The sequence below is a fragment of the Succinimonas sp. genome (assembly GCF_045225735.1).
Taxonomy (GTDB): domain Bacteria; phylum Pseudomonadota; class Gammaproteobacteria; order Enterobacterales; family Succinivibrionaceae; genus Succinimonas.
The window spans coordinates 1-19,562 of the sequence record NZ_JBGVBR010000326.1; the positions used below are offsets into that span (position 1 = coordinate 1).

Below are 19,562 nucleotides of genomic sequence, written 5' to 3' on the forward strand. Positions count from 1 at the left end.
GCTGCGCATGGCGGTAAAGCCCAGCATGCAGATTTTGGCAATCAGCAGAAACTCCAGCAGAATTACCAGGGAAACCCCCGCAAATCCGGCATCCTCGCCCCAGATAGCCATAATGAAGTCCGTGTGGGGCTCAGGAATATAATTCATTTTAATAACGCTGTTTCCGATGCCCTGTCCTTCGGCCCCGCCCCGGCCGTAGGCCATAAGTCCCATGGTGAGCTGGTAACCGGTGTTTTCCGCATCCTTCCAGGGATCCATATAGCTCACAATGCGCCCGATGCGGTAAGGATTGGTGATTATTGCCGCCAGAAGAAACAGCCCCGCGGCAAAGCTGGAAACGATCACCACCGCAAGACCGCCCCCGGCCACAAACAGCATGCCGAAGGTTATTCCCAGAAGCACCACAATGGATCCGAAATCCCGCTGCATATAAAGCAGGGTGGCAAAAGGGATAAAAAACAGAAAGGGAAAGATAAATACCTTCACCTTGCTGATGGCTTCATGATGCCGCTGAATATACCCGGCCACAAAAATAATCCACACCAGCTTTACCAGCTCTGACGGCTGAAAATTAAAAAGCCCGAGATTAATCCAGCGGCTGGCGCCCTTTACCGACGATCCCACCACGAGAGGCAGCGCGCAGAGCCCCAGGGCCAGAACCGGCAATATCAGCCGGCCGGATCGGTACCAGAAATTAACGGGAATAAGCATGATTCCGGCGGCCGCCAGAAGCCCCGCAGCAATGAAGGCCAGCTGCTTTTTGATAAAAAACCCCGGATCATTCATCTTCAGGTCGCCAATATAGATCGACGCCCCGTAAACCATCACGAGACACAGAGCCAGCAGCAGAAAAACCAGCACCACCAGGGATCTGTCAAACAGCGGGCCCCGGGGATCATATTCCTCATTTTCCCGGCCGGTGAACGCCTCAAAAAACCTCATGCCAGGCTCTCCACCATGGCCGCAAACTGATCTCCCCGGTCTTCAAAGCCCTTGAACTGATCAAAGCTGGCGCAGGCGGGAGCCAGAAGCACAATGTCTCCCGGCTGAGTATGCTTATCTGCATAGGCCACCGCCTCCGCCATGGTGTCAAAGAGCTCGGTTTCCGGCCCCAGCGCCTTCAGCATGGCGCCGTCCCGGCCGAAGCAGAGCATAAGGGCGACCTCATGTCCCAGGAGATTCTGCACCGGGGTGAAATCCTGCCCCTTTCCCAGGCCTCCCGCCAGAAGAACAATACGGCCCTGAAGTCCGGATTTAAGTCCGGCCACCGCGGCCAGGGTTGATCCCACATTGGTGGCCTTGGAGTCATTGTACCACCGCACGCCGTTCCGCTCCCGCACCAGGCGGCACCGGTGGGGAAGTCCGGCAAAGGATGACAGCGTCTTGATCTGAGCCTCCCGGGAAATGCCCAGGGTATCAGCCAGAGCCATGGCCGCAAGAGCATTCATCTGATTGTGCCGGCCACAAATTTTAAGGGCGGCAACCGGCATTACCGGTTCCCCGGCGCAGGACAGCCATGCCGCGCCGTCCTTCTCAGTAATGCCGTAAGAGGCTTCATCGCCGCCGAAGGATGCAAAATAATGCCCGTCCGGAGGCACGGTGGCGGGATCCTCGCGGTTTACGATTATTTTATCAGCATGGGCAAAGATCCGCTGCTTGGCCTGGAGATAAAGCTCCATTTTGCCCTCATAGCGATCCAGATGATCCTCGCTCAAATTAAGAATAACGGCCCCGGCCAGCTTCAGGGAGGAAGTAGTCTCCAGCTCAAAGCTGGAAAGCTCCAGCACATAGCAGTCCCGATCCTCTGAAAGCACATCCAGAGCCGGCGTGCCGATATTGCCCCCGAGGCCGCAGTTAAGGCCCTGCGCCTCGGCCATCAGGGCCGTCAGAGTTACCACGGTGCTTTTGCCGTTGGATCCGGTGACTCCCACCGCGGGAGCTTTGCAGTACCTGGCAAAAAGCTCAATATCGCCAATGATGCGCGTCCCCCGGGAGGCGGCTTCTCTCAGAGCCGGCAGCGCCAGAGAAAGCCCCGGCCCCACAATAAGCTCGTCATATCCGGAAAGGAGCTCTCCTGAGAGTTCACCCTTAATAAGCCGGCAGCCTTGCGGGAGCTTGTCCTCTCCGGCTGGATGCTCCCGGGTATCGTAAACATCGGGAACAACGCCGTTCTTTATCAGAAAATTTACTGTGGAAAGGCCGCTTTTTCCAAGACCTATCACTGCTGTTTTGCCTGTCATAAAATCGCCTCGGGAATTAACGGAGTTTAAGAGTAACAAGACCGAGAATCACCAGCATCAGGGTGATAATCCAGAATCTGACAATAACCCGGGGTTCCGGCCAGCCGCCCTTTTCAAAATGATGGTGAATCGGGGCCATCCGGAAAATGCGCTTGCCGTGCCTGAGTTTATAGGATCCCACCTGCAGAATAACGCTGAGAGCCTCCAGCACAAAGATGCCGCCCATAATGGCCAGAAGGATTTCCTCCCGGATCACCACTGCAATGACGCCCAGTACCGCCCCCAGAGCCAGGGAGCCCACATCCCCCATGAACATCTGGGCCGGATAGGTGTTGAACCACAGAAAACCCAGCCCGGCTCCCGCCAGAGTAGTGCAGATGATCACTACCTCAGAAACTCCCGGAAGATAGGGGATATAAAGGTAATCCGCATAGGTGGCATTGCTGGTAAGCCAGGCAACAACGCCCAGGCCGGCAGCCACCATTACCGCGCAGACAATGGCCAGACCGTCCAGACCGTCGGTAAGGTTCACGGCGTTGGAGGATCCCACAATCACAAAATAAACAAAGGGAATAAAAAGCCAGCCCAAATCGAAGGACCATTCCTTGAAGAAGGGAAACACAATGGTGGTTTCGTTGGGGGTTTTGGCAATGCAGTAAAGAGTAATGCCGATAACCAGAGCGGCTACCGACTGCCAGAAATACTTCCAGCGGGGAATGAGTCCGTCCGGGCTTTTTCTGACCACCTTAAGATAGTCATCCGCAAAACCGATGACGGCATGACTTAAAAGTCCGAACAGCACTATCCACACGGCCCAGTTATCCAGACGGCACCACAAAAGAGCCGTCACCAGAATCACGCCGTTTATCATAATGCCGCCCATGGTAGGAGTGCCCTTTTTGGAAAGATGGGACTCCGGCCCGTCGGTGCGCACCACCTGACCGAAATGCAGAATCTGCAGCTTTCTGATCATGAAGGGACCGATGGCCAGGGACAGCGCCAGAGCCGTAATCATGGAAAACACCGCCCGGAAGGACAGGTAATCCACAACGCGGAAGAAAGACAGATACTGGCTCAGCCAGTCGGATAATATCACCAGCATTTTTAAATTTTCTCTCCTGTTTCAGCGCGAATGATTCTCAGGCCTTTGCTCATGCCTTCATACTGCGAATAAGTTCTGCCACTTCTCCCATTTTCATGGAATGGGATCCCTTGGCGGTAATGGTAAGATCCGGCACGCGGTTCACAAGATCCCGCACCGCCTCCAAAAGCTCGTCCCGGGAGCTGAAGGCTCTGCCCCCGAAAGCCCGGGCGCTCAGAGCGGCAAGTTCCCCGATGCTCCAAAATTCGTCAACGCGTCCCCGGGCATACTCTCCTATCCTGGTATGAAGTTCCGGAGCATCATCCCCCAGTTCCCCCATGTCCCCGAAGACAAACACCCGATGCCCCGGAAGAAGAGAAATGGTATCCAGAGAAGCCTGCACCGCATTAAAGGATGCATTATAGGAATCGTCAATCAGAGTCAGGGAACCCAGCTTTTCCACAAAAAGACGTCCCGGAACCGGCTTCTGAGCCTCCAGTCCGGCAATGATGTCAGAAAGGCCCGCTCCGGCAAAACCGGCCAGGGTGGCAGCGGCCAGGGCATTGGAAACGTTATGACGTCCCGGAAGACTGAGCTTTACCTCCCCCTCTCCCGCCGGAGTCACCAAACGGAAGGCAAAAGCGCCGTTATCAAGGCTCCTGATGTCAAGAGCCCGGACATCCGCCTCGGGATTATTCACCCCGAAGGAGCTTAAATCCCGGCCGGCATAGTCCTGCCGCCAGCGGGAATAAAACTCATTATCGGCATTGACGGCGCCTTTTCCGGCAGGTTTTCTTCCGGCAAACACATAATCCAAAATTTCGCTTTTGGCCCGGTAAACGCCTTCAAAGCCCCCGAAGCCCAGAAGGTGAGCTCCGCCCACATTATTAATAAGAGCAGCCTCCGGTTCGGCAAACTCCACTGTCCAGGCGATATCCCCGGGGTGGGAAGCGCCCAGCTCAATGACGGCATAGTCGGTAGCGGCATCTATAGTCAGCAAGGTAAGCGGCACCCCCACGGAATTATTAAAATTCCCCTGAGTGGCAATGGTCTTGCCCATGCGGGAGAGAATGGCGGCGGTCATTTCCTTTACCGTGGTCTTGCCGCAGGTGCCGGTTACCGCCACCACCCGGGCCCGGCTTTTCCGGCGATTAAGCTGTCCGATGAGCCCCAGCCCCCTCAGGGTATCAGGCACTACGATCTGAGGAACCGGCACCGGAAGCTCGCGATCCGCAAGGAGCGCCAGAGCTCCCTTGTCGCAGGCGGCCTGCGCAAAGTCATGGCCGTCAAAGTTATCGCCCTTGAGGCACACAAAAAGACTGCCCAGGGCATCCTTGCGGGAATCAGTCTCCACCCGGGAGATCCGGATCTCCTCTCCGCCGTTTACCGCATTCAGGAGACGTCCCCCGAGATGTCCGGCAATTTCCGCCAAAGTCATTTCAATCATTGCGCTTATCCTTCCAAAATTTTAACAGCAGTCTCCCGATCGCTGTAATGATGCTTTACCGTGCCGATAATCTGATAATCCTCATGCCCCTTGCCGGCCACCAGAACGGCATCGCCGGGCTCCGCGGCAGCATAGGCCTCTCTGATGGCGCTTTCCCGATCCGGGATGATCCGGTAAACGGCGTTTTCCGGAACACCGGCCGCCATCATTTTCAGGATCTCCAAATGATCCTCGGTACGAGGATTGTCATCGGTGAAGAATACTTTATCGGAATTAAGACAGGCAATTTTTCCCATAATCGGACGCTTGCCCTGATCCCGATCTCCCCCGCAGCCGCACACCGTGATGATCCGGTTAAAGCCGTGCGCCCGGAGTCCCTGAATGGCCTTTTCCAGTCCGTCCGGCGTATGAGCATAATCCACTATAATGACCGGCTTTCCCTCTTTCCGGAAGCACTCCATGCGCCCCGTGACCGGACGGAGACAGCCCGCAGTTTTTTCCAGATCGGCGAGAGAAAAGCCCCGTACCAGCATGATCCCCAAAGCGCAGAGGAGATTTTCAGCATTAAAGAGACCCAGAAGCGGCACCGTAAGCTCGGCCCGTCCGTAGCTCCCGTTAACCCAGACGGTAATGCCGCCGGCATGACAGGAAACATCTTCAGCAAACACCAGCCGTCCCGAAAAACCGGGCAGTGCATCTCTGGAAAACGCCAAAGCTCCGGGGAGTCTCCGGAGAAACTCTCTTCCGGTTTCATCACCGGCATTGATTACGGCCATCTCCTCCGGGAGCATCTTAAAAAGCTCAAACTTCGCCTCCCGGTAATTCTCCATGGTTTTATGAAAATCCAGATGATCCCGGGACAGGTTGGTAAAACCGCCGGCGCTGAATGAAAGATTCCGCACCCGGCCCTGAGCCAGACCGTGGGAGGAAACCTCCATGGCCACCGCCCGGGCTCCCGCCGAAACCATCTCCCGGAGAGTTCTTTCCAGATCCAGAGGTCTTAACGTCGTATTGGGACTGGGCTTAAGATCCGGATAAAAACCGGTGCCCAGAGTCCCCATGACGCCGGTTTTAGAGCCCAAAGCCTGCGACCAGGCGGCAATAAGATGGGTTATGGTGCTTTTGCCGTTGGTACCGGTAATGCCGATAAGAGAAAGATCTCCCGAAGGCCTCCCGTAAACCCGGGAAGCAATATCAGCCTCGCAGCTGTCAAGATTTCGCACCGGAATCAGGGGCACCTCGGCCGGCTCCGGAACAAAGCCGTCATCGGCTTCGTAAACCACGGCGGCAGCGCCGCGCTTCACCGCATCCGGGATCAGCGTCCGAGCATCGAAATGAAGTCCCCGGAAGGCCGCAAAAAGCTCTCCTCCGGCAATTTTTCTGTTATCTGAAACAGCTCCGGTTATTTCCCGGGAAGGCACCGGAAAATCATCCGCTATTCCCTTTAGTATTTCCTTCAGATCCGCCATGTTTAGTCCTCGCGGCCAGCTGATATCTTTTCTGTTCCCTGCCGGCGCCGCCGCCCGCGCCGCTGCATGGATTCCGCCTGTTGTTTCCGCTGCTCCGGATTCAGAAGCTTAGTGTCTTTTCTTGTTTGCAATATCCTTTTTCTTCTGGGCCGGAGTTTTCAGAGTGCCGTCGGGATTGAGATCATCCGGCGGGATATTGTAAAGCTCCAGACAGCGCTTCATGACATCGGAGAATACCGGCCCTGCCACCGCGCCGCCGTAAAACTTGCCGGCGTGGGGTTCGTTAATCACCACCACCAGCGCAAAGCGGGGATTGCTCATGGGAGCAATGCCGGCAAAGGTGCCCACGTAATCATTGCCGTAGCCCCCGGCCACAGCCACCTTCGCGGTTCCGGTCTTGCCCCCCACGCGATATCCGGTAATCATGGCCTGAGTTCCGGTGCCGCCGCCCTCCACTACGGCTTCCAGCGATTTAAGAACCAGATCCACATCCTTTTCCCGGGCCACTCTGACTCCCTCCGGAGCCTTGTCAACCTTAAGGATGGAAAGGGGCTTCTTAATGCCGTGATTGGCCAGCACGGAGTAGGCCTGAGCCACCTGCAGCGGGGTTACCGTAATGCCGTAGCCGTAACCCAAAGTGGCCTTTTCGATATTGCTCCAGCGTTTCCGGTGCGGCAGTCTGCCGGTGTTTTCTCCGGAGAACTCGATATTGGTTCGGGAACCGTAGCCGAAGGACTCCAGCCCCTTGACAATATCCCGGGGATCCATTCTCAGGGCAATGCGGGCCATGCCGACATTGGAGGAATATTTCAGGATTTCAAACAGGTTGCCGGAGGCCATGTAATGGCTGTCCTTAATCTGCTTTCCCTGAACCTGAAACGGCAGGGTGTCAAAAACCTCATTCCAGGTGGTAACCCCCTTCCCCAGCGCAATCACCGCCACCAGAGGCTTGGTGGTGGAGCCCGGTTCATAGGTATCCGTCACCGCTCTGTTGCGGGCGCGGTAGGGAGCATAGCTTTCTCTGCTGTTAGGATTGTATGAGGGGTAGTTGACCATGGAGAGGATCTCCCCCGTCCAGGCATCAATAAGCACCAGGGAAGCCGAGGTGGCCTTGTTGATTTCGGCATGATACTTCAGAGTCTTATAGGCGACCGACTGCAGTCTTTCATCAATGCTGAGCACCAGATCATTGGCCTCTTTGCCTTCCTTGACCACGCCGAGATTTTCAATAACATTGCCCCGGGAATCCTTGATGCGCCTGACCTTTCCGGGAGAGGACAGCAGATAGTCGTTGTACTGTCTTTCCAGCCCCTCGATGCCGGCTCCGTCAATATTGGTCATCCCGATAATATGAGCGTTTCTTTCCGCGGTGGGATAGTAACGGCGCAGCTCCGGATTGACATAGACACCGTCTATTTTCAGGGATTTAATATAGTCAGCCAGCTGCGGATCCACCTGCCGCGCCACGGTAACATGACGGTTGCGGGGTTCCCGGAGCTTTTTCGAAAGGCTCAGGCAGTCAGCGCGCAAAAGCTCGCAGAGCTCCTTTATGGTGGCTTCCTTGTCCAGCTTCCGGTTCTCGTGATAGTCATGAAAGCTCTTGGCATGGATCACCACGGCCCTCATGGGAACGCTGTGCGCCAGCATTTCTCCGTTGCGATCATAGATGACGCCCCGCTCCTGAAGCTCGGTGGCCGTTCTTAAAATACGATCATTGCTTTTGGACACCAGATCGCCGGCAGACCAGAACATCAGCCAGGAAATTCTCCCGAAAAGCGCCGCAAGGAGCAGAAACAGCATGCCCCAGAACAGCATGATGCGCCGCTTGCTTACCTCATTCTGGGTTCCTCCGGCATCGGCGCGTCTGAGAAAACCGATGACCGCGCTGAAAGCATTTTTAAACCAGAGCATCAGCGCCCTCCCCGCTTCCCGGAACCGGACAGATTTATAACCACCTCTTCCGTGGTAACATCCGGCTGATGCATCCCCATTTTCTGGCCGGCCTCATCGGCAACCCGGGAAAGCTCGGAAAGCGTCTGCTGCTCCAGACGGAGATGCTGATACTCCTGATCCAGAGCATCATGCCTGGTAACCTCAGCCGTGTATTCCGTGACTGTCTTGCGGGTTTCCTGCACCTGAGTAATGATCATGCAGGCTTCAACTATGCATACTGTCAGCAGAATAAAGAAAAAGCTGTTGCGCAGGCAGTCCCGGACTACTATTCCCGTAAGACTGTGTCTCTGAAAATCCTCTCGCGTGTTTCTGGTCTTTCTGTTTTTCATGCTCTTCTTGCATCCTCCGGAAGAGAACCGGCTGCCGGGAGGCGTTCCCCGGTACGCAGGATGGCGCTGCGGGAGCGGGGATTTCCGGCGATTTCCGCCGCTCCCGGATGAATGCCGCGATCCACCAGTCTGAAAGTGCGGGTTTTGGCAATTTCGCTTTCCGGCACCGGGATGCCCCGGGGCGGCACTGTACCGCGTTCAGCCTTCTTCAGAAAAGACCGCACCAGATGATCCTCCAAAGAATGGAAGGTAATGACCGCAAGGCGTCCGCCGGGAGCCAGGATCTCCCGGGAATTTTCCAGGGCCTGTTCCACCTCGCTGAGTTCCCCGTTGATTTTAATGCGGAGCGCCTGAAAGGTTCTGGTGGCAGGATGCTTGCCGGGCTCCCGGGGCACCAGACGGGAAACCAGATCCGCAAGCTGCATGGTGGTTTTAAAAGGAGTCTTCCGGCGATCCTGAACAATGGCCCGGGCGATTTTTCTGGCAAAGCGTTCCTCGCCATACTTATAAATCACATCGGCAATTTCGGTTTCCGCCGCGCTGTTAAGCCAATTCGCCGCGCTGATGCCGGAATCCGGATCCATTCTCATATCCAGCGGGCCGTCCTTCATAAAGCTGAAACCCCGTTCCGGATCATCAAGCTGCGGGGAGGATACCCCGAGATCCAGAAGAATGCCGGAGACCTTTCCCAGCACCCCGAACTCCCGCAGAAGATCCGGCATTTCGGAAAATCGTCCCCTGAGCATGGTAAAACGGGGATCCCGGATCTCCAGCCCGGCCTTTACCGCCTCGGGATCCCGGTCAATGCCGAAGAGATGTCCCCTGTCGGAAAGCTTTGAAAGAATAAGCCGCGAGTGGCCGCCCCTGCCGAAGGTTCCGTCAATGTAAACGCCGTCTGCGCTGACGTTCAGCGCCGTCACAGCCTCCTGAAGAAGAACGGTTACATGTTTGTATTCTTCCATAGAATTACCCTGAAGAAGAAAATTTTAGGAACCAGCAAACAAAGACGGTCAAAAGAACAAGCAAAAAACGAGGGAACCTCATTAAATCAGTCCCCTCGCCTGTATCTTTAACCTGTGAGCCAGCCATAAGCCGGGTTCTGTACTGTTAAAAACAGCGGTAATCATTCCTCTACATCAAAGAGTCGCCTCTTGATTTTAGCGATCAACCCGCTCCTGACACGGGCAATGTCATTAGAAGCCTATTCGATCTTGCTCCGGGTGGAGTTTTCCCTGCCATGAACTGTTACCAGACATGCGGTGCGCTCTTACCGCACCTTTTCACCCTTACCGATAAACGGCGGTATATTTTCTGTGGCACTGTTCGTAGATTCGCATCTCCCAGACGTTATCTGGCACCCTGCCCTGCGGAGCCCGGACTTTCCTCCCCCCTATGCGTCTGCCGAAGCACAACCATAAGGCAGCGATTACCTGTCTGACTCGCTGCGAATTATAGCATACATCTTTAATGGAGTAACACGGGAAATCCCCTTATCCGGTCAAAAAAGCACCAGAGAAAAACTCCCGCCCCCGCAGACTTTTTTTCTGCTCTCCATAGCTGCTTTTTCTGACGGCCGCCCCGGCAGTACAAAACGCTCCGCAGAAAACAATACCGTACCCGCCCCTGTTCTCGGATATCTCAGAAATCCGGCTTTTCCTTTTCAAGCGTCAAAGCTTCCCGGTAAACCTCGTTTTTGGAGCAGCCGTGGATTTCACTGACGATACGAGCCGCTTTTTTAACGGGAAGCTCAGTCATAAGGAGCTTCAGAAGCTTCAGGGCTTCCGCGCTGAGGCCGCCCTCCTGAGAACTCTCCCGCCAGGGATAAAGCACCGCCACCATCTCCCCCTTCCCGGAACCGGGATCCTGAGCCAGCGCCTCGGCCAGCTTCTCACAGGTTGTCCGATAAAAGGTTTCAAAGGTCTTGGTCATTTCCCGGCCCACCGCAATTTCCCGATCCCCGAACACCCGGGCCAGCGCCTTTGCAGTTTCCGGCATTCTCCGGGGGGTTTCGTAGAAAACCATGGTGCGGGTTTCATGTCTGAGAGACTCCAGGCGATCATAAAGGGCCTTTTCCTTCACTGGAAGAAATCCCTCAAAGCAGAAGCGATCCGTGGGAAAACCGGCCGCCTCAAGAGCGGTGATCACGGCGCAGGGGCCGGGAAGAGGAACTACCCGGATTCCGGCGGCAACGCAAGCCACCACCAGATGATAACCGGGATCCGAGATCAGCGGGGTGCCGGCATCGGATATCAGGGCCACGCTTTTGCCCTCCTGAATCCACGCTATTATCTTTGCGGCTTTTTCAGTTTCGTTATGATCATGAAAGCTCTCCAAAACCGGAGAGGAGATCCCCAGATGCTCCAGAAGGGGCCGGGAATGCCTGGTATCCTCGGCGCAGATAATCCGGGCGCTTTTAAGAATCCGGACGGCCCGAAAGGTTATATCCTCCAGGTTTCCGATGGGCGTCGGCACAATATAAAGAGCAGGCTCCAGTTCTTCCATTTCAGCACCTCCCGAGGCAGATATCCGGAAAACACAGACTTTCAAAATAAAAATGATTAACTCCGGGCGGGGCTCAAAACAGAACCGCGCATTCTTTTTTGCTCCCCGAGCCCCTCGGAATTATACAAAAATAAAGCAGTCAAAACAGGGAAAAACCGTTGAAACATCAAGGATGACAATACGAATTACAAATTGCAACGGAAGTGCAATCAAGCGGCAAAGTCGGGGTATAATAGGCGGCATCATAAAAACTGCAAGTATAGAGATTCACCGCCATGTGGTACAAATATCGCCAACATTGTAAATTTCATCCGCTTGTTCTGGCATGCGCGTTTTCCGTCATGTTCACCGGATGTTCCCTTACCGAAGGCCATAACGCCTATCTGGAACCCCAGCCCTTCAGCAAGCTGACCGAAACCAGCGAATGGTACGAGGATCAGCTTTCCGCCTCCGTTCCGGAATACAACTTCGACTGGCAGATTCTGCTGGCCCGAGCCTATTCCGCCGAGGGAGACACCAACAGGGCCTTTGAGGTTATCCGGCAGATGCGGGAAAATGCCATCACCCCGCTGCACGGCAACTATGCCGATCTCATTGAAGCTCAGGTCAGAAGCGGCACCGGCAATTACAGCCAGGCGCTGAGCCTCCTGAATTCCATTGACGCCATGAATCTTCCGGAGGGCGCTCTGGCCTATTACTATGCCCTCAAGGGCAAGGTGCTGAACCGCGCCGGCAATTATGCCGCCGCCGGAGAGTGCTACCTTAATCTCGCTCATGCGGTAAAGGCCTCTGACAAGAAAACCGCCTGGAAGAAGGCTCTCCAGGAATACCGCCAGGCTGACAACAAGGAAATTCTGGCTCAGTTCAAATCATCCCAGAGCAATGAAGACCGGGGCTTCCTGGAATATGCCCTGATCCAGAAATCTCCTTCCGAGGCGGCCAGATCCCGCCTGATGTCCCGTTTTACTGCCAAGTACCCTAATCATCCGGTATTTACCCTGAATGCTCCGGATGCCGAGGACGGCCGGGAGGCCATTCCCGCCGGCGGGCCGGACAGCAGTCAGGGCTCCGTCCCCGCCGGCATCACCAGAGGGGATACCATAGCGGTATTCCTGCCGCTTACCGGCCGTTATTCCGCTCTCATCGGTCAGCCGGTGCGCATGGGTATCGAAAACGCCTTCCGCGACAGAGGAATTGCCGTTAACCTGAAGTTCTACGATACGGCAGCCGGCAGCGTCTCCGATTTCTACGCCGATGCCATGGCCTCCGGAGCCAAAGCCATTATCGGTCCCATCATCAAAAACGAGGTTGACGAGCTCCTTTCCTTCAATCCTCAGGTTCCGGTAATCGCCCTCAACGAAGGCCAGCGGCAGGGCGGACGCAACGTGCTCTATCTCACCCTGGCTCCGGAGGTTGATGCCAAAAACGCCGTGCAGGAAATGGGACGGGATGCCGTCTCCAAGCCGGTTATCATCGCGCCGCATAATGACAAGGGCAGCAGAATCAGCAAGGCCTTTAATGATTACTGGATGCAAAGCTACAATCAGAACACCAGCGTCTGCTACTTCACTGATGTGAACTCTCTGGAAAGCACCCTCCAGAGCTGCGCCGCCAATGCGCCGGAATCCTTTGATGCCGCATACGTTTACGGCACAGCCAACGAGGCATCCATTATCAGGGAATACAGCAAAAACGTCGGCTTCACCATGCCCAGATACTATGTGGGATCCCGCAGCAACAGCGGCGTCATGAACAATTCCGCTCTGATGGGCATTAAAGGCATGAAGCTGGGGGATCAGCCCTGGCTTCTGGAGAACAGCTCCATCAAGGAACAGATTATTTCCATTCTGCCCAAGGCAAACGGCGATACTCTGAGATGCTTTGCCGTGGGATACGATTCCTTCAATCTGGCGCTGCATCTTGATAAAATGCTGAACAACCCCGAAGAGGTGGTGCGCGGACTCTCCGGAGACATCAGCATCAACCATCAGGGACGGCTGGAACGCAACATTTCATGGATAACCGTAGGTGAGAACGACTGATGCCGGAAACTCAGGGATGCATTGAAGAAACTGTCGGAGCCCTTATCGGACTGCAGCAGGATGTTTTTGAGACTACTGACTATGCGGCTGCCGTGCTGAGCATGAGCCTGACCTCGGAACGCTGCATTCTGGCCGCAGGCACCCCGCTGTCCGCCCCGGCTCTGGAAATCTTCACCCGGGAGCTGAATCTGAAGACTCTCAGAGATCGGGGGGTTGCCGGCGGCAGGATGCTGAACAGGGAAGCCGGGAACCTCGGCGTTGGCGCCGACGTATTAGCGCTGGGGCAGCTCCTTAAAATTGCCTTCAGAGCCACAGCCCGCATCTCTGCCGAAGACGGCTCGGACAGTCTTCTCATCATCAGCGATAACCCGGAAAACTCCCAGGCATTGTTTGGCGAGCTTCTGAGAGAGGCCCGTCTCATGCATGTTCCGGCGGTGGTGATCTGCACCCAGAAGGATAAGATTTCAGAGCTTCTCAGCGATGAAGATATCTGTATCCGCCTTAATATCGACGCTGCCTATAATTTTCTGACTGTAGCTCTGACTCTCCTGTTCAGTATTAAAAGGCAGCTGGAAATGGTTTAGGCTTTGCCGCTTCGAGCCGGCTTCTAAAAACCGCATCCCTAAAAAAACGGGGGAGCTCTAAAGCTCCCCTTTCTGTTTCCTGCCAGAAATCTGCCATCATTTCGGCTTAATTACCGCCGGTTTCATCTCATTCCCGGCTTCCTGTCATTACTGGCTTCCTCTTACTCAACTATCTCCAAAGTGGGTTTCCGGGGCTGCGGGCGATTCTCCTGGCGCTCCTGAGAACGATCCTGGGCTCTGTCCTCCTCGGCATCATCGGTGTTATCCACCACTTCAAAACCCTTCCTCTTTTCAGAAGAAATATTCTCCACCTCGGAGAGCCGGGCCTTTCCGGAAGCGCCGGAGGGCTGCGGGAAAACTCCGGAATCAAACATATCATCGTAGGCCTTCTCCGGGAACATGCACATGCCCAGAGTCATATCCTCTCTCGGGTAGATGGTAGTTACGGCATACATGGGCACATACACATCATGAGGCACACCGCCGAATCTGGCGCAAAAGGAAATAGCTTCGTTGTCAATGCTGAGATTTCTGACGGCAGTAGTGGAGATATTCAAAATAATAATGCCGTTTTGAGCGTACTGAAGCGGTAACTGCACGCCAGGACAGTTGACGTTTACGGAAATCTGGGGTGTCAAACGATTGTCCACCATCCAGTCATACAAAGCCCTTAAAATATAAGGACGGCAGGGCTGGACATGTAATACATCTGCCATAACAAAATCCTACTACACAAATATACAGGCTGATAATAACACACCCGAAGGTATCAATACATTAATTGTCAGCAAAATAGTTCCTGTAATCAAAAAAACCCCGGACAAAATTCCGAGGTTTTGACATAAAGCAAAAAAACTTTGCAATATTAACGCTTGGAGTACTGCGGACGCTTACGGGCCTTGTGGAGACCAACCTTCTTACGTTCTACGCAACGGGCATCGCGGGTTACATAACCGGCCTTGCGGAGCTCTGAACGGAAAGATTCATCGTATTCGATGAGAGCTCTGGTAATGCCATGACGGATAGCGCCGGCCTGACCGGAAATACCGCCGCCGGATACGGTGATATAAAGATCAAGCTTATCACCGATGCTGAGAAGCTCTAACGGCTGACGCACAACCATTCTTGCTGTCTCACGGCCAAAATAGTCTTCAAGCGAACGCTTGTTGATTTCAATTTTGCCAGTGCCCTGCTTGATGAACACGCGAGCAGTCGAACTCTTGCGACGGCCGGTACCATAATACTGATTTTCTGCCATTTGTCTTTACCCCTAAATGTCCAAAACCTGTGGCTGCTGAGCTGCATGATTGTGAGTAGCGCCAGCATAAACCTTTAATTTACGGAACATGGCACGACCAAGAGGTCCCTTAGGAAGCATTCCGCGAACAGCAGATTCGATTACCATCTCCGGCTTCTTGGCAATGAGTTCATTGAAAGGAACGCTCTTGATTCCCCCCGGATAGCCGGAATGAGAATGATAGATCTTATCAGTGAACTTGCTGCCGGTTACCTTAACCTTGGCGGCGTTGATAACGATAACGTAATCACCGGTATCAAGGAAAGGAGTATATTCCGGCTTGTTCTTACCGCGAAGACGGGAAGCGATTTCGGTAGCCAAACGGCCCAGAGTCTTTCCATCTGCGTCAACTACATACCAGTCACGCTTAATGGTGGCTGGCTTAGCAACGAAAGTTTTCATGTAAATAACCCAAACTAAATATAGTTAAACATCCGGAAACAGAAAAAGCTGCTTCCTTCTATCTTTCGATTTCCTACCCCCTTCGAGATAAGAACTCGAATCGTTTAAAGTCCATTGGACCTGTAACGTTATGTGGGCGTGCGTATGGTACACTATTTTCCGGCAAAAATCCAATTTATTTCACAAAACTGAATCCGTCCGTAACTTGCCGCATCCGCTGCATTTTGCCAACAATATAAAGCTTTTCACGCGCTGCTATTAATCCGGCTTTCGGCAATTAATCGGCATTCTGCTCTGAAACCACCACTTCGCAGGAGGATTTTCTGCCGTTTCTGATAATCTCGAAGGTCACCTTGGTTCCGGCGGAGCTGTCAGCCACCAGATCCATAAGAGTCTGCATATCCCGGGCTTCATTGCCGTTAACCGACACTATAATATCCCCGGGCTGCAGTTCTCCCCGGGCAGGACCATGGGGATCAATGCTGGTAATGACAATCCCCCGGGAGCGGCTTTTAACGCTGCCCTCCTGGTTTTCATCATAAATATTTTCCGCCAGAATGCCCAGATAACCCCGGATAACCCGGCCGTTTTTCAGAATTTCCGCGAGAATGCTCAGAACCTGCCGGGCCGGAATGGCAAAGCTGATCCCGTATGCCTTGGCATCATTGCTGTCAGACATGGTAGCAGTGCTCATCCCCACAAATTCCCCCTTGGTATTCACCAGGGCTCCCCCGGAATTTCCGGAATTTATGGGGGCGTCAGTCTGAATCAGATCCTGAATGCCGTCGGTAATATCTATGCGATTAAGCCTGGTTATGCCGCTGCCCCGCCGGCCCACAGCAGAGATAATGCCGCTGGTAATGGTCTGACCGAGATTGTAGGGATTGCCAATGGCCAGAACCACGTCTCCGAGGTGAGTTTCCCGGTTCTCATTAATCATGATGCGGGGCAGAGGATAATTGCTGTTTACATGCAGCACGGCGATATCCGTTCTTTTGTCATAACCGATGAGACTGGCCTCAAACACTGTGCCGTCCCGGAGCTGCACCCCGATAATGCTGTTTTCATCAGCTCTCATGATCACATGGTAATTGGTAATGATAAGGCCGTCGGAGCTCATGATTATTCCGGATCCGGAACTCTTGATCTCCGCGCTGCCGTATCCGTCTTCAGTTCCGGCATGCCGGCTGCGGATAAAGATGTTCACCACCGCCGCAGCGCTTTTGCTGATGGCATAAAAATAGGAATCAGGATCTCCCCTTTCAGCAAACATATAATCCCGGGCTATAATAATGCCGGCCCCGATAACCATACCAGCCAGAGAACTTTTTAACCAGCCATTCACCTTAGCGCCTCCCCGGGAACAGTAATAAAAAAGGGCAGTAACAAAAACTGCCCTCATTTTAACGGTTTAAGTCATTATTAAAAAGGATCAGAAGCTTCTGGTAATGTAAATTACAGCATTGCCGCGGATTATCCTGAGGGCAATAAAGCTGTCCTTCTCCTTAAGAGCATTCTCCAGATCATCAACCGTCTTCACTTCCTTTTTGTTGACCTCGACAATGATATCGCCTTTCTTAAGGCCGAGATTTTCAGCGGGACTGTCAGAAGCCACAGACTTCACCACAATGCCGCCCTTGTCATCATCGGTATTATTTCCCAGGGCAGCTCCCTCAAAAAGCGGGCTCATGCTCTTGGAAACCGCGCCGCCTGATTCCGAAGAGGAATCCAGAACCACATCAGTCTCAAAGGACTTCCCGTCCCGGAAAATACCAAGCTTGATCTTAGTTCCGGCCCCCAGAGTGGCAATCTTAGCCCGGAGCTGACCGAAATTGGAAATGGGACTGCCGTTGATAGAGGTCAGGATATCCCCGGATTTGATTCCGGCCTTGTCTGCGGCAGAACCCTTCATTACTTCATTTACAAAGGCGCCGTTAACATTCTTGTAATCAAAGTTCTTGGCCAGATCCTCAGTGACCTCGGTACCGAGAATGCCCAGCATGCCGCGTTTTACCTTGCCATGCTTAATAAGCTGCTCAGCGGTGGACTTAACCATATTGGCCGGAATCGCAAAACCAATGCCGATGTTGCCGCCGGCCTTCCCCAGGATGGCGGTATTAATGCCCACCAGTTCGCCCCGGAGATTCAGAAGAGCGCCGCCGGAATTTCCGGAATTGATGGCGGCATCAGTCTGAATAAAGTTTTCATAGTTTTCAATATTAAGACCGGAGCGGCCGAGAGCGCTGACGATACCGGAGGTTACCGTCTGTCCCAGTCCGAAGGGGTTACCGATGGCGATGACAAAATCACCCACCCTCAGCTTATCGGAGTTGGAGAACGGAATCGCCGTAAGGCTGTCCTTCTTTTCCAGCTCCAGAACCGCAATATCAGTCTGCTGATCCTCGCCTATTTTCTTGGCTTTAATCACCCTTCCGTCATGAAGGGTTACCTTGATCTCATCAGCGCCGTCAACAACATGGTAATTAGTGATCACCGTTCCCTTGGCGGCATCAATAATGACACCGGATCCCAGAGCCTTGAAGGCGCGCTCCCGGGGCATTTCCGGGAAAAAGAAACGGAACTGCTCAGGGATTTCCATCATATCGTTACGAAGGGACTTTTTGCCGTTAACGGAAATATTCACCACCGCCGGCACCACCTTTTCCAAAAGGGGCGCCAGAGACGGCAGTTCTCCGGAGCCGCCTGCGCTCAGAGCCTCAATAAGCGGTGTGGCATCCGCATTGGCAGCAGACATGGGAATCAGAGCTAATGAAATCGATAATCCAAGAACGGAACAAAGTCTGGTAATTTTCTGCATCACATCATCTCCATTGCTTGACACATATTCCAAGGAGTTTCCCGGCATCGCCTGTTATCAGTTTCCGGAGAAACTCCCGCTCAAAAAATTCGGCGTACGAGGAGAATAATCCGGACAGCGTTTCCGGACACGAGCCGGAAACAGATCGGAAAAACCGGCATTATCAGAACCGGCACCTCTGTACTTACAGAACTTAAGACTTCATACCGGCAAAAAAGTTCACCGAGATCACATTTTGTAACAAATTCAGAAAATATCCCCGGAGATAACACGGCACCGGCCGGACTGTCCTCTACTCTGGAGCATGAGGGATTTTACCGGAAAGACTGTTTGGAAAGAGGCAAGGAAACGGGGTTTGTGCTTAAACAGCTTTATCAGGTCTGACAGGAAAGCTTATACGCAAAAACGATCCCGGGAGATCGCTTTTCAAAAAGGATTTTAATACTAAACTAAAGGTCAGGCGTCTTCAGAAAACCAAAATGGCCGCAAAGCGGCCAAAAAAACTGTCCGGAGGATGATGATCTACTCCTGAATCCGGGGTTCAGCCCTGTCCGCATCATAAGCCGTTTCTGCGGCTTTATCTGATTGCTGTTCATTAGGACGCACGGCATCCGCCGGCTCATCCAGCTTGGTGTCAGGCATTACGTCAATAACCGTTTCTTCAACCTTCTTTTCGGGCTCTCTCGGCCTGATTTCCGGCTTTATAATATGTTCCGGAGCGCTGGTAGCAAACATATCTCCCAGCTGCGGAACAATTTTGCGGCTCTGTTCCGACATATAGCGGGCATAAGCCTGATAACTGTTTTCCATCTGTTCAAAAAGAGCATTTGAACCTAAAAAGAAATCATTGATAACTCTTTTATGACTGACAAGTTCCCTTTTAAGCCTGGTGAGTTCATCCTCAAGACGGGATTTATCTCTGTTTCGGGAAGAAAAGCGGTTAATAAGGTACCCCGCAACCATTCCCGCAATGCCAGACAATGCAATATATATAATCTCGTTGGTCTCCATTGACCCCTACACTCCCCAAAAAATTCCGCATACCATCTGTAAAAACACAAGAACAGAATCAGGCCGCAAAAGCAGACAAATTATAATACCGGCACAATGGATTAAAAAGCGAAAAATTGATATTTGAAATGGTGCTGATACCCAGAATCGAACTGGGGACCTCACCCTTACCAAGGGTGCGCTCTACCAACTGAGCCATATCAGCGCAATAGAGAAATGAATGGTGCTGATACCCAGAATCGAACTGGGGACCTCACCCTTACCAAGGGTGCGCTCTACCAACTGAGCCATATCAGCATAATATGCCTGACGATGACCTGCTCTCACATAGCGAATGCTACACTACCATCGGCACTGATCCGTTTCACTTCTGTGTTCGGAATGGGA

Annotated in this window: 17 protein-coding genes, 2 tRNA genes and 1 other RNA gene; 2 read left to right on the plus strand and 18 right to left on the minus strand. The window is 53.3% G+C overall.

What is annotated here, in order from left to right:
* From ACJROR_RS11665 to rsmI, 10 genes are all read right to left on the minus strand, one after another.
* Window positions 1–942: FtsW/RodA/SpoVE family cell cycle protein (locus ACJROR_RS11665; RefSeq protein WP_406547183.1), on the minus strand; the 942-nt coding region annotated here is incomplete at its 3' end.
* Complete coding sequence (murD, locus tag ACJROR_RS11670; RefSeq protein WP_406042766.1) at window positions 939–2,240, minus strand: UDP-N-acetylmuramoyl-L-alanine--D-glutamate ligase; 1,302 nt, start codon at window positions 2,238–2,240, stop codon at window positions 939–941. The genes murD and ACJROR_RS11665, both read right to left, overlap by 4 nt.
* A 16-nt stretch (window positions 2,241–2,256) precedes the next feature.
* Window positions 2,257–3,342, minus strand: coding sequence for a phospho-N-acetylmuramoyl-pentapeptide-transferase (gene mraY / locus ACJROR_RS11675; protein WP_406042768.1), 1,086 nt, complete (start codon window positions 3,340–3,342; stop codon window positions 2,257–2,259).
* A gap of 49 nt (window positions 3,343–3,391) precedes the next feature.
* The gene (murF, locus tag ACJROR_RS11680; RefSeq protein WP_406547184.1) at window positions 3,392–4,768 is read right to left on the minus strand and encodes a UDP-N-acetylmuramoyl-tripeptide--D-alanyl-D-alanine ligase; all 1,377 of its coding nucleotides are present in this window, start codon (window positions 4,766–4,768) and stop codon (window positions 3,392–3,394) included.
* A gap of 5 nt (window positions 4,769–4,773) precedes the next feature.
* Window positions 4,774–6,237 (minus strand): UDP-N-acetylmuramoyl-L-alanyl-D-glutamate--2,6-diaminopimelate ligase, encoded by a 1,464-nt coding sequence (locus tag ACJROR_RS11685; RefSeq protein ID WP_406042772.1) that lies wholly within the window; start codon window positions 6,235–6,237, stop codon window positions 4,774–4,776.
* Between the two features lie 108 nt (window positions 6,238–6,345).
* On the minus strand, window positions 6,346–8,148 hold the full coding sequence (locus ACJROR_RS11690) for a peptidoglycan D,D-transpeptidase FtsI family protein (RefSeq protein ID WP_406547185.1): 1,803 nt from the start codon (window positions 8,146–8,148) through the stop codon (window positions 6,346–6,348).
* A complete protein-coding gene (ftsL, locus tag ACJROR_RS11695; protein WP_406547186.1) occupies window positions 8,148–8,519 on the minus strand; it encodes a cell division protein FtsL in 372 nt (123 codons plus the stop codon). The genes ACJROR_RS11690 and ftsL overlap by 1 nt, the downstream gene beginning before the upstream one ends.
* Complete coding sequence (gene rsmH / locus ACJROR_RS11700; RefSeq protein ID WP_406547187.1) at window positions 8,516–9,481, minus strand: 16S rRNA (cytosine(1402)-N(4))-methyltransferase RsmH; 966 nt, start codon at window positions 9,479–9,481, stop codon at window positions 8,516–8,518. Before rsmH ends, ftsL begins: the two co-directional genes overlap by 4 nt.
* 111 nt (window positions 9,482–9,592) lie before the next feature.
* Window positions 9,593–9,961: RNase P RNA component class A (rnpB, locus tag ACJROR_RS11705), an RNA gene on the minus strand.
* Window positions 9,962–10,157: 196 nt separating this feature from the next.
* Entirely contained in the window at window positions 10,158–11,021 is an 864-nt protein-coding gene (gene rsmI / locus ACJROR_RS11710; RefSeq protein WP_406547188.1) for a 16S rRNA (cytidine(1402)-2'-O)-methyltransferase, read from the minus strand.
* Window positions 11,022–11,362: 341 nt separating this feature from the next.
* Between rsmI and ACJROR_RS11715 the strand changes: the two genes are divergently transcribed.
* Together ACJROR_RS11715 and ACJROR_RS11720 are read left to right on the plus strand one after the other, a co-directional pair.
* Window positions 11,363–13,063, plus strand: coding sequence for a penicillin-binding protein activator (locus ACJROR_RS11715; protein ID WP_406547189.1), 1,701 nt, complete (start codon window positions 11,363–11,365; stop codon window positions 13,061–13,063).
* Window positions 13,063–13,647 carry a hypothetical protein gene (locus ACJROR_RS11720; RefSeq protein WP_406547190.1) on the plus strand — a complete coding sequence of 195 codons (585 nt, stop codon included), beginning with the start codon at window positions 13,063–13,065 and terminating at the stop codon, window positions 13,645–13,647. Before ACJROR_RS11715 ends, ACJROR_RS11720 begins: the two co-directional genes overlap by 1 nt.
* A 161-nt stretch (window positions 13,648–13,808) precedes the next feature.
* Here ACJROR_RS11720 and ACJROR_RS11725 read toward each other — a convergent pair whose 3' ends face one another.
* The 8 genes from ACJROR_RS11725 to ACJROR_RS11760 form a co-directional block, all read right to left on the minus strand.
* Window positions 13,809–14,363 carry a ClpXP protease specificity-enhancing factor SspB gene (locus ACJROR_RS11725; RefSeq protein ID WP_406042786.1) on the minus strand — a complete coding sequence of 185 codons (555 nt, stop codon included), beginning with the start codon at window positions 14,361–14,363 and terminating at the stop codon, window positions 13,809–13,811.
* A gap of 149 nt (window positions 14,364–14,512) precedes the next feature.
* Window positions 14,513–14,905: a 30S ribosomal protein S9 gene (rpsI, locus tag ACJROR_RS11730; protein WP_406042788.1), complete on the minus strand. Its 393-nt coding sequence runs from the start codon at window positions 14,903–14,905 to the stop codon at window positions 14,513–14,515.
* A gap of 12 nt (window positions 14,906–14,917) precedes the next feature.
* On the minus strand, window positions 14,918–15,346 hold the full coding sequence (gene rplM / locus ACJROR_RS11735; protein WP_406042789.1) for a 50S ribosomal protein L13: 429 nt from the start codon (window positions 15,344–15,346) through the stop codon (window positions 14,918–14,920).
* 277 nt (window positions 15,347–15,623) lie between these two features.
* A complete protein-coding gene (locus tag ACJROR_RS11740; RefSeq protein WP_406547191.1) occupies window positions 15,624–16,691 on the minus strand; it encodes a trypsin-like peptidase domain-containing protein in 1,068 nt (355 codons plus the stop codon).
* Window positions 16,692–16,778: 87 nt separating this feature from the next.
* Window positions 16,779–18,164: a DegQ family serine endoprotease gene (locus ACJROR_RS11745; protein WP_406042801.1), complete on the minus strand. Its 1,386-nt coding sequence runs from the start codon at window positions 18,162–18,164 to the stop codon at window positions 16,779–16,781.
* A gap of 522 nt (window positions 18,165–18,686) precedes the next feature.
* The gene (locus ACJROR_RS11750) at window positions 18,687–19,175 is read right to left on the minus strand and encodes a ZapG family protein (RefSeq protein ID WP_406042793.1); all 489 of its coding nucleotides are present in this window, start codon (window positions 19,173–19,175) and stop codon (window positions 18,687–18,689) included.
* A 129-nt stretch (window positions 19,176–19,304) separates the two neighbouring features.
* Window positions 19,305–19,380 (minus strand) — tRNA-Thr (locus ACJROR_RS11755).
* A gap of 16 nt (window positions 19,381–19,396) precedes the next feature.
* A tRNA-Thr gene (locus ACJROR_RS11760) sits at window positions 19,397–19,472 on the minus strand.
* Window positions 19,473–19,562: the final 90 nt, after the last annotated feature.

What these genes read in the sequence shown, in the direction of transcription:
- murD (WP_406042766.1), bottom strand. Translation starts at nt 2,240, where the DNA reads ATGACAGGCAAAACAGCAGTGATAGGTCTTGGAAAAAGCGGCCTTTCC.
- ACJROR_RS11720 (WP_406547190.1), top strand. Translation starts at nt 13,063, where the DNA reads ATGCCGGAAACTCAGGGATGCATTGAAGAAACTGTCGGAGCCCTTATC.
- ftsL (WP_406547186.1), bottom strand. Translation starts at nt 8,519, where the DNA reads ATGAAAAACAGAAAGACCAGAAACACGCGAGAGGATTTTCAGAGACAC.
- murF (WP_406547184.1), bottom strand. Translation starts at nt 4,768, where the DNA reads ATGATTGAAATGACTTTGGCGGAAATTGCCGGACATCTCGGGGGACGT.
- ACJROR_RS11685 (WP_406042772.1), bottom strand. Translation starts at nt 6,237, where the DNA reads ATGGCGGATCTGAAGGAAATACTAAAGGGAATAGCGGATGATTTTCCG.
- ACJROR_RS11750 (WP_406042793.1), bottom strand. Translation starts at nt 19,175, where the DNA reads ATGGAGACCAACGAGATTATATATATTGCATTGTCTGGCATTGCGGGA.
- mraY (WP_406042768.1), bottom strand. Translation starts at nt 3,342, where the DNA reads ATGCTGGTGATATTATCCGACTGGCTGAGCCAGTATCTGTCTTTCTTC.
- rsmI (WP_406547188.1), bottom strand. Translation starts at nt 11,021, where the DNA reads ATGGAAGAACTGGAGCCTGCTCTTTATATTGTGCCGACGCCCATCGGA.
- ACJROR_RS11725 (WP_406042786.1), bottom strand. Translation starts at nt 14,363, where the DNA reads ATGGCAGATGTATTACATGTCCAGCCCTGCCGTCCTTATATTTTAAGG.
- rpsI (WP_406042788.1), bottom strand. Translation starts at nt 14,905, where the DNA reads ATGGCAGAAAATCAGTATTATGGTACCGGCCGTCGCAAGAGTTCGACT.
- ACJROR_RS11745 (WP_406042801.1), bottom strand. Translation starts at nt 18,164, where the DNA reads ATGCAGAAAATTACCAGACTTTGTTCCGTTCTTGGATTATCGATTTCA.
- rplM (WP_406042789.1), bottom strand. Translation starts at nt 15,346, where the DNA reads ATGAAAACTTTCGTTGCTAAGCCAGCCACCATTAAGCGTGACTGGTAT.
- rsmH (WP_406547187.1), bottom strand. Translation starts at nt 9,481, where the DNA reads ATGGAAGAATACAAACATGTAACCGTTCTTCTTCAGGAGGCTGTGACG.
- ACJROR_RS11690 (WP_406547185.1), bottom strand. Translation starts at nt 8,148, where the DNA reads ATGCTCTGGTTTAAAAATGCTTTCAGCGCGGTCATCGGTTTTCTCAGA.
- ACJROR_RS11715 (WP_406547189.1), top strand. Translation starts at nt 11,363, where the DNA reads ATGTTCACCGGATGTTCCCTTACCGAAGGCCATAACGCCTATCTGGAA.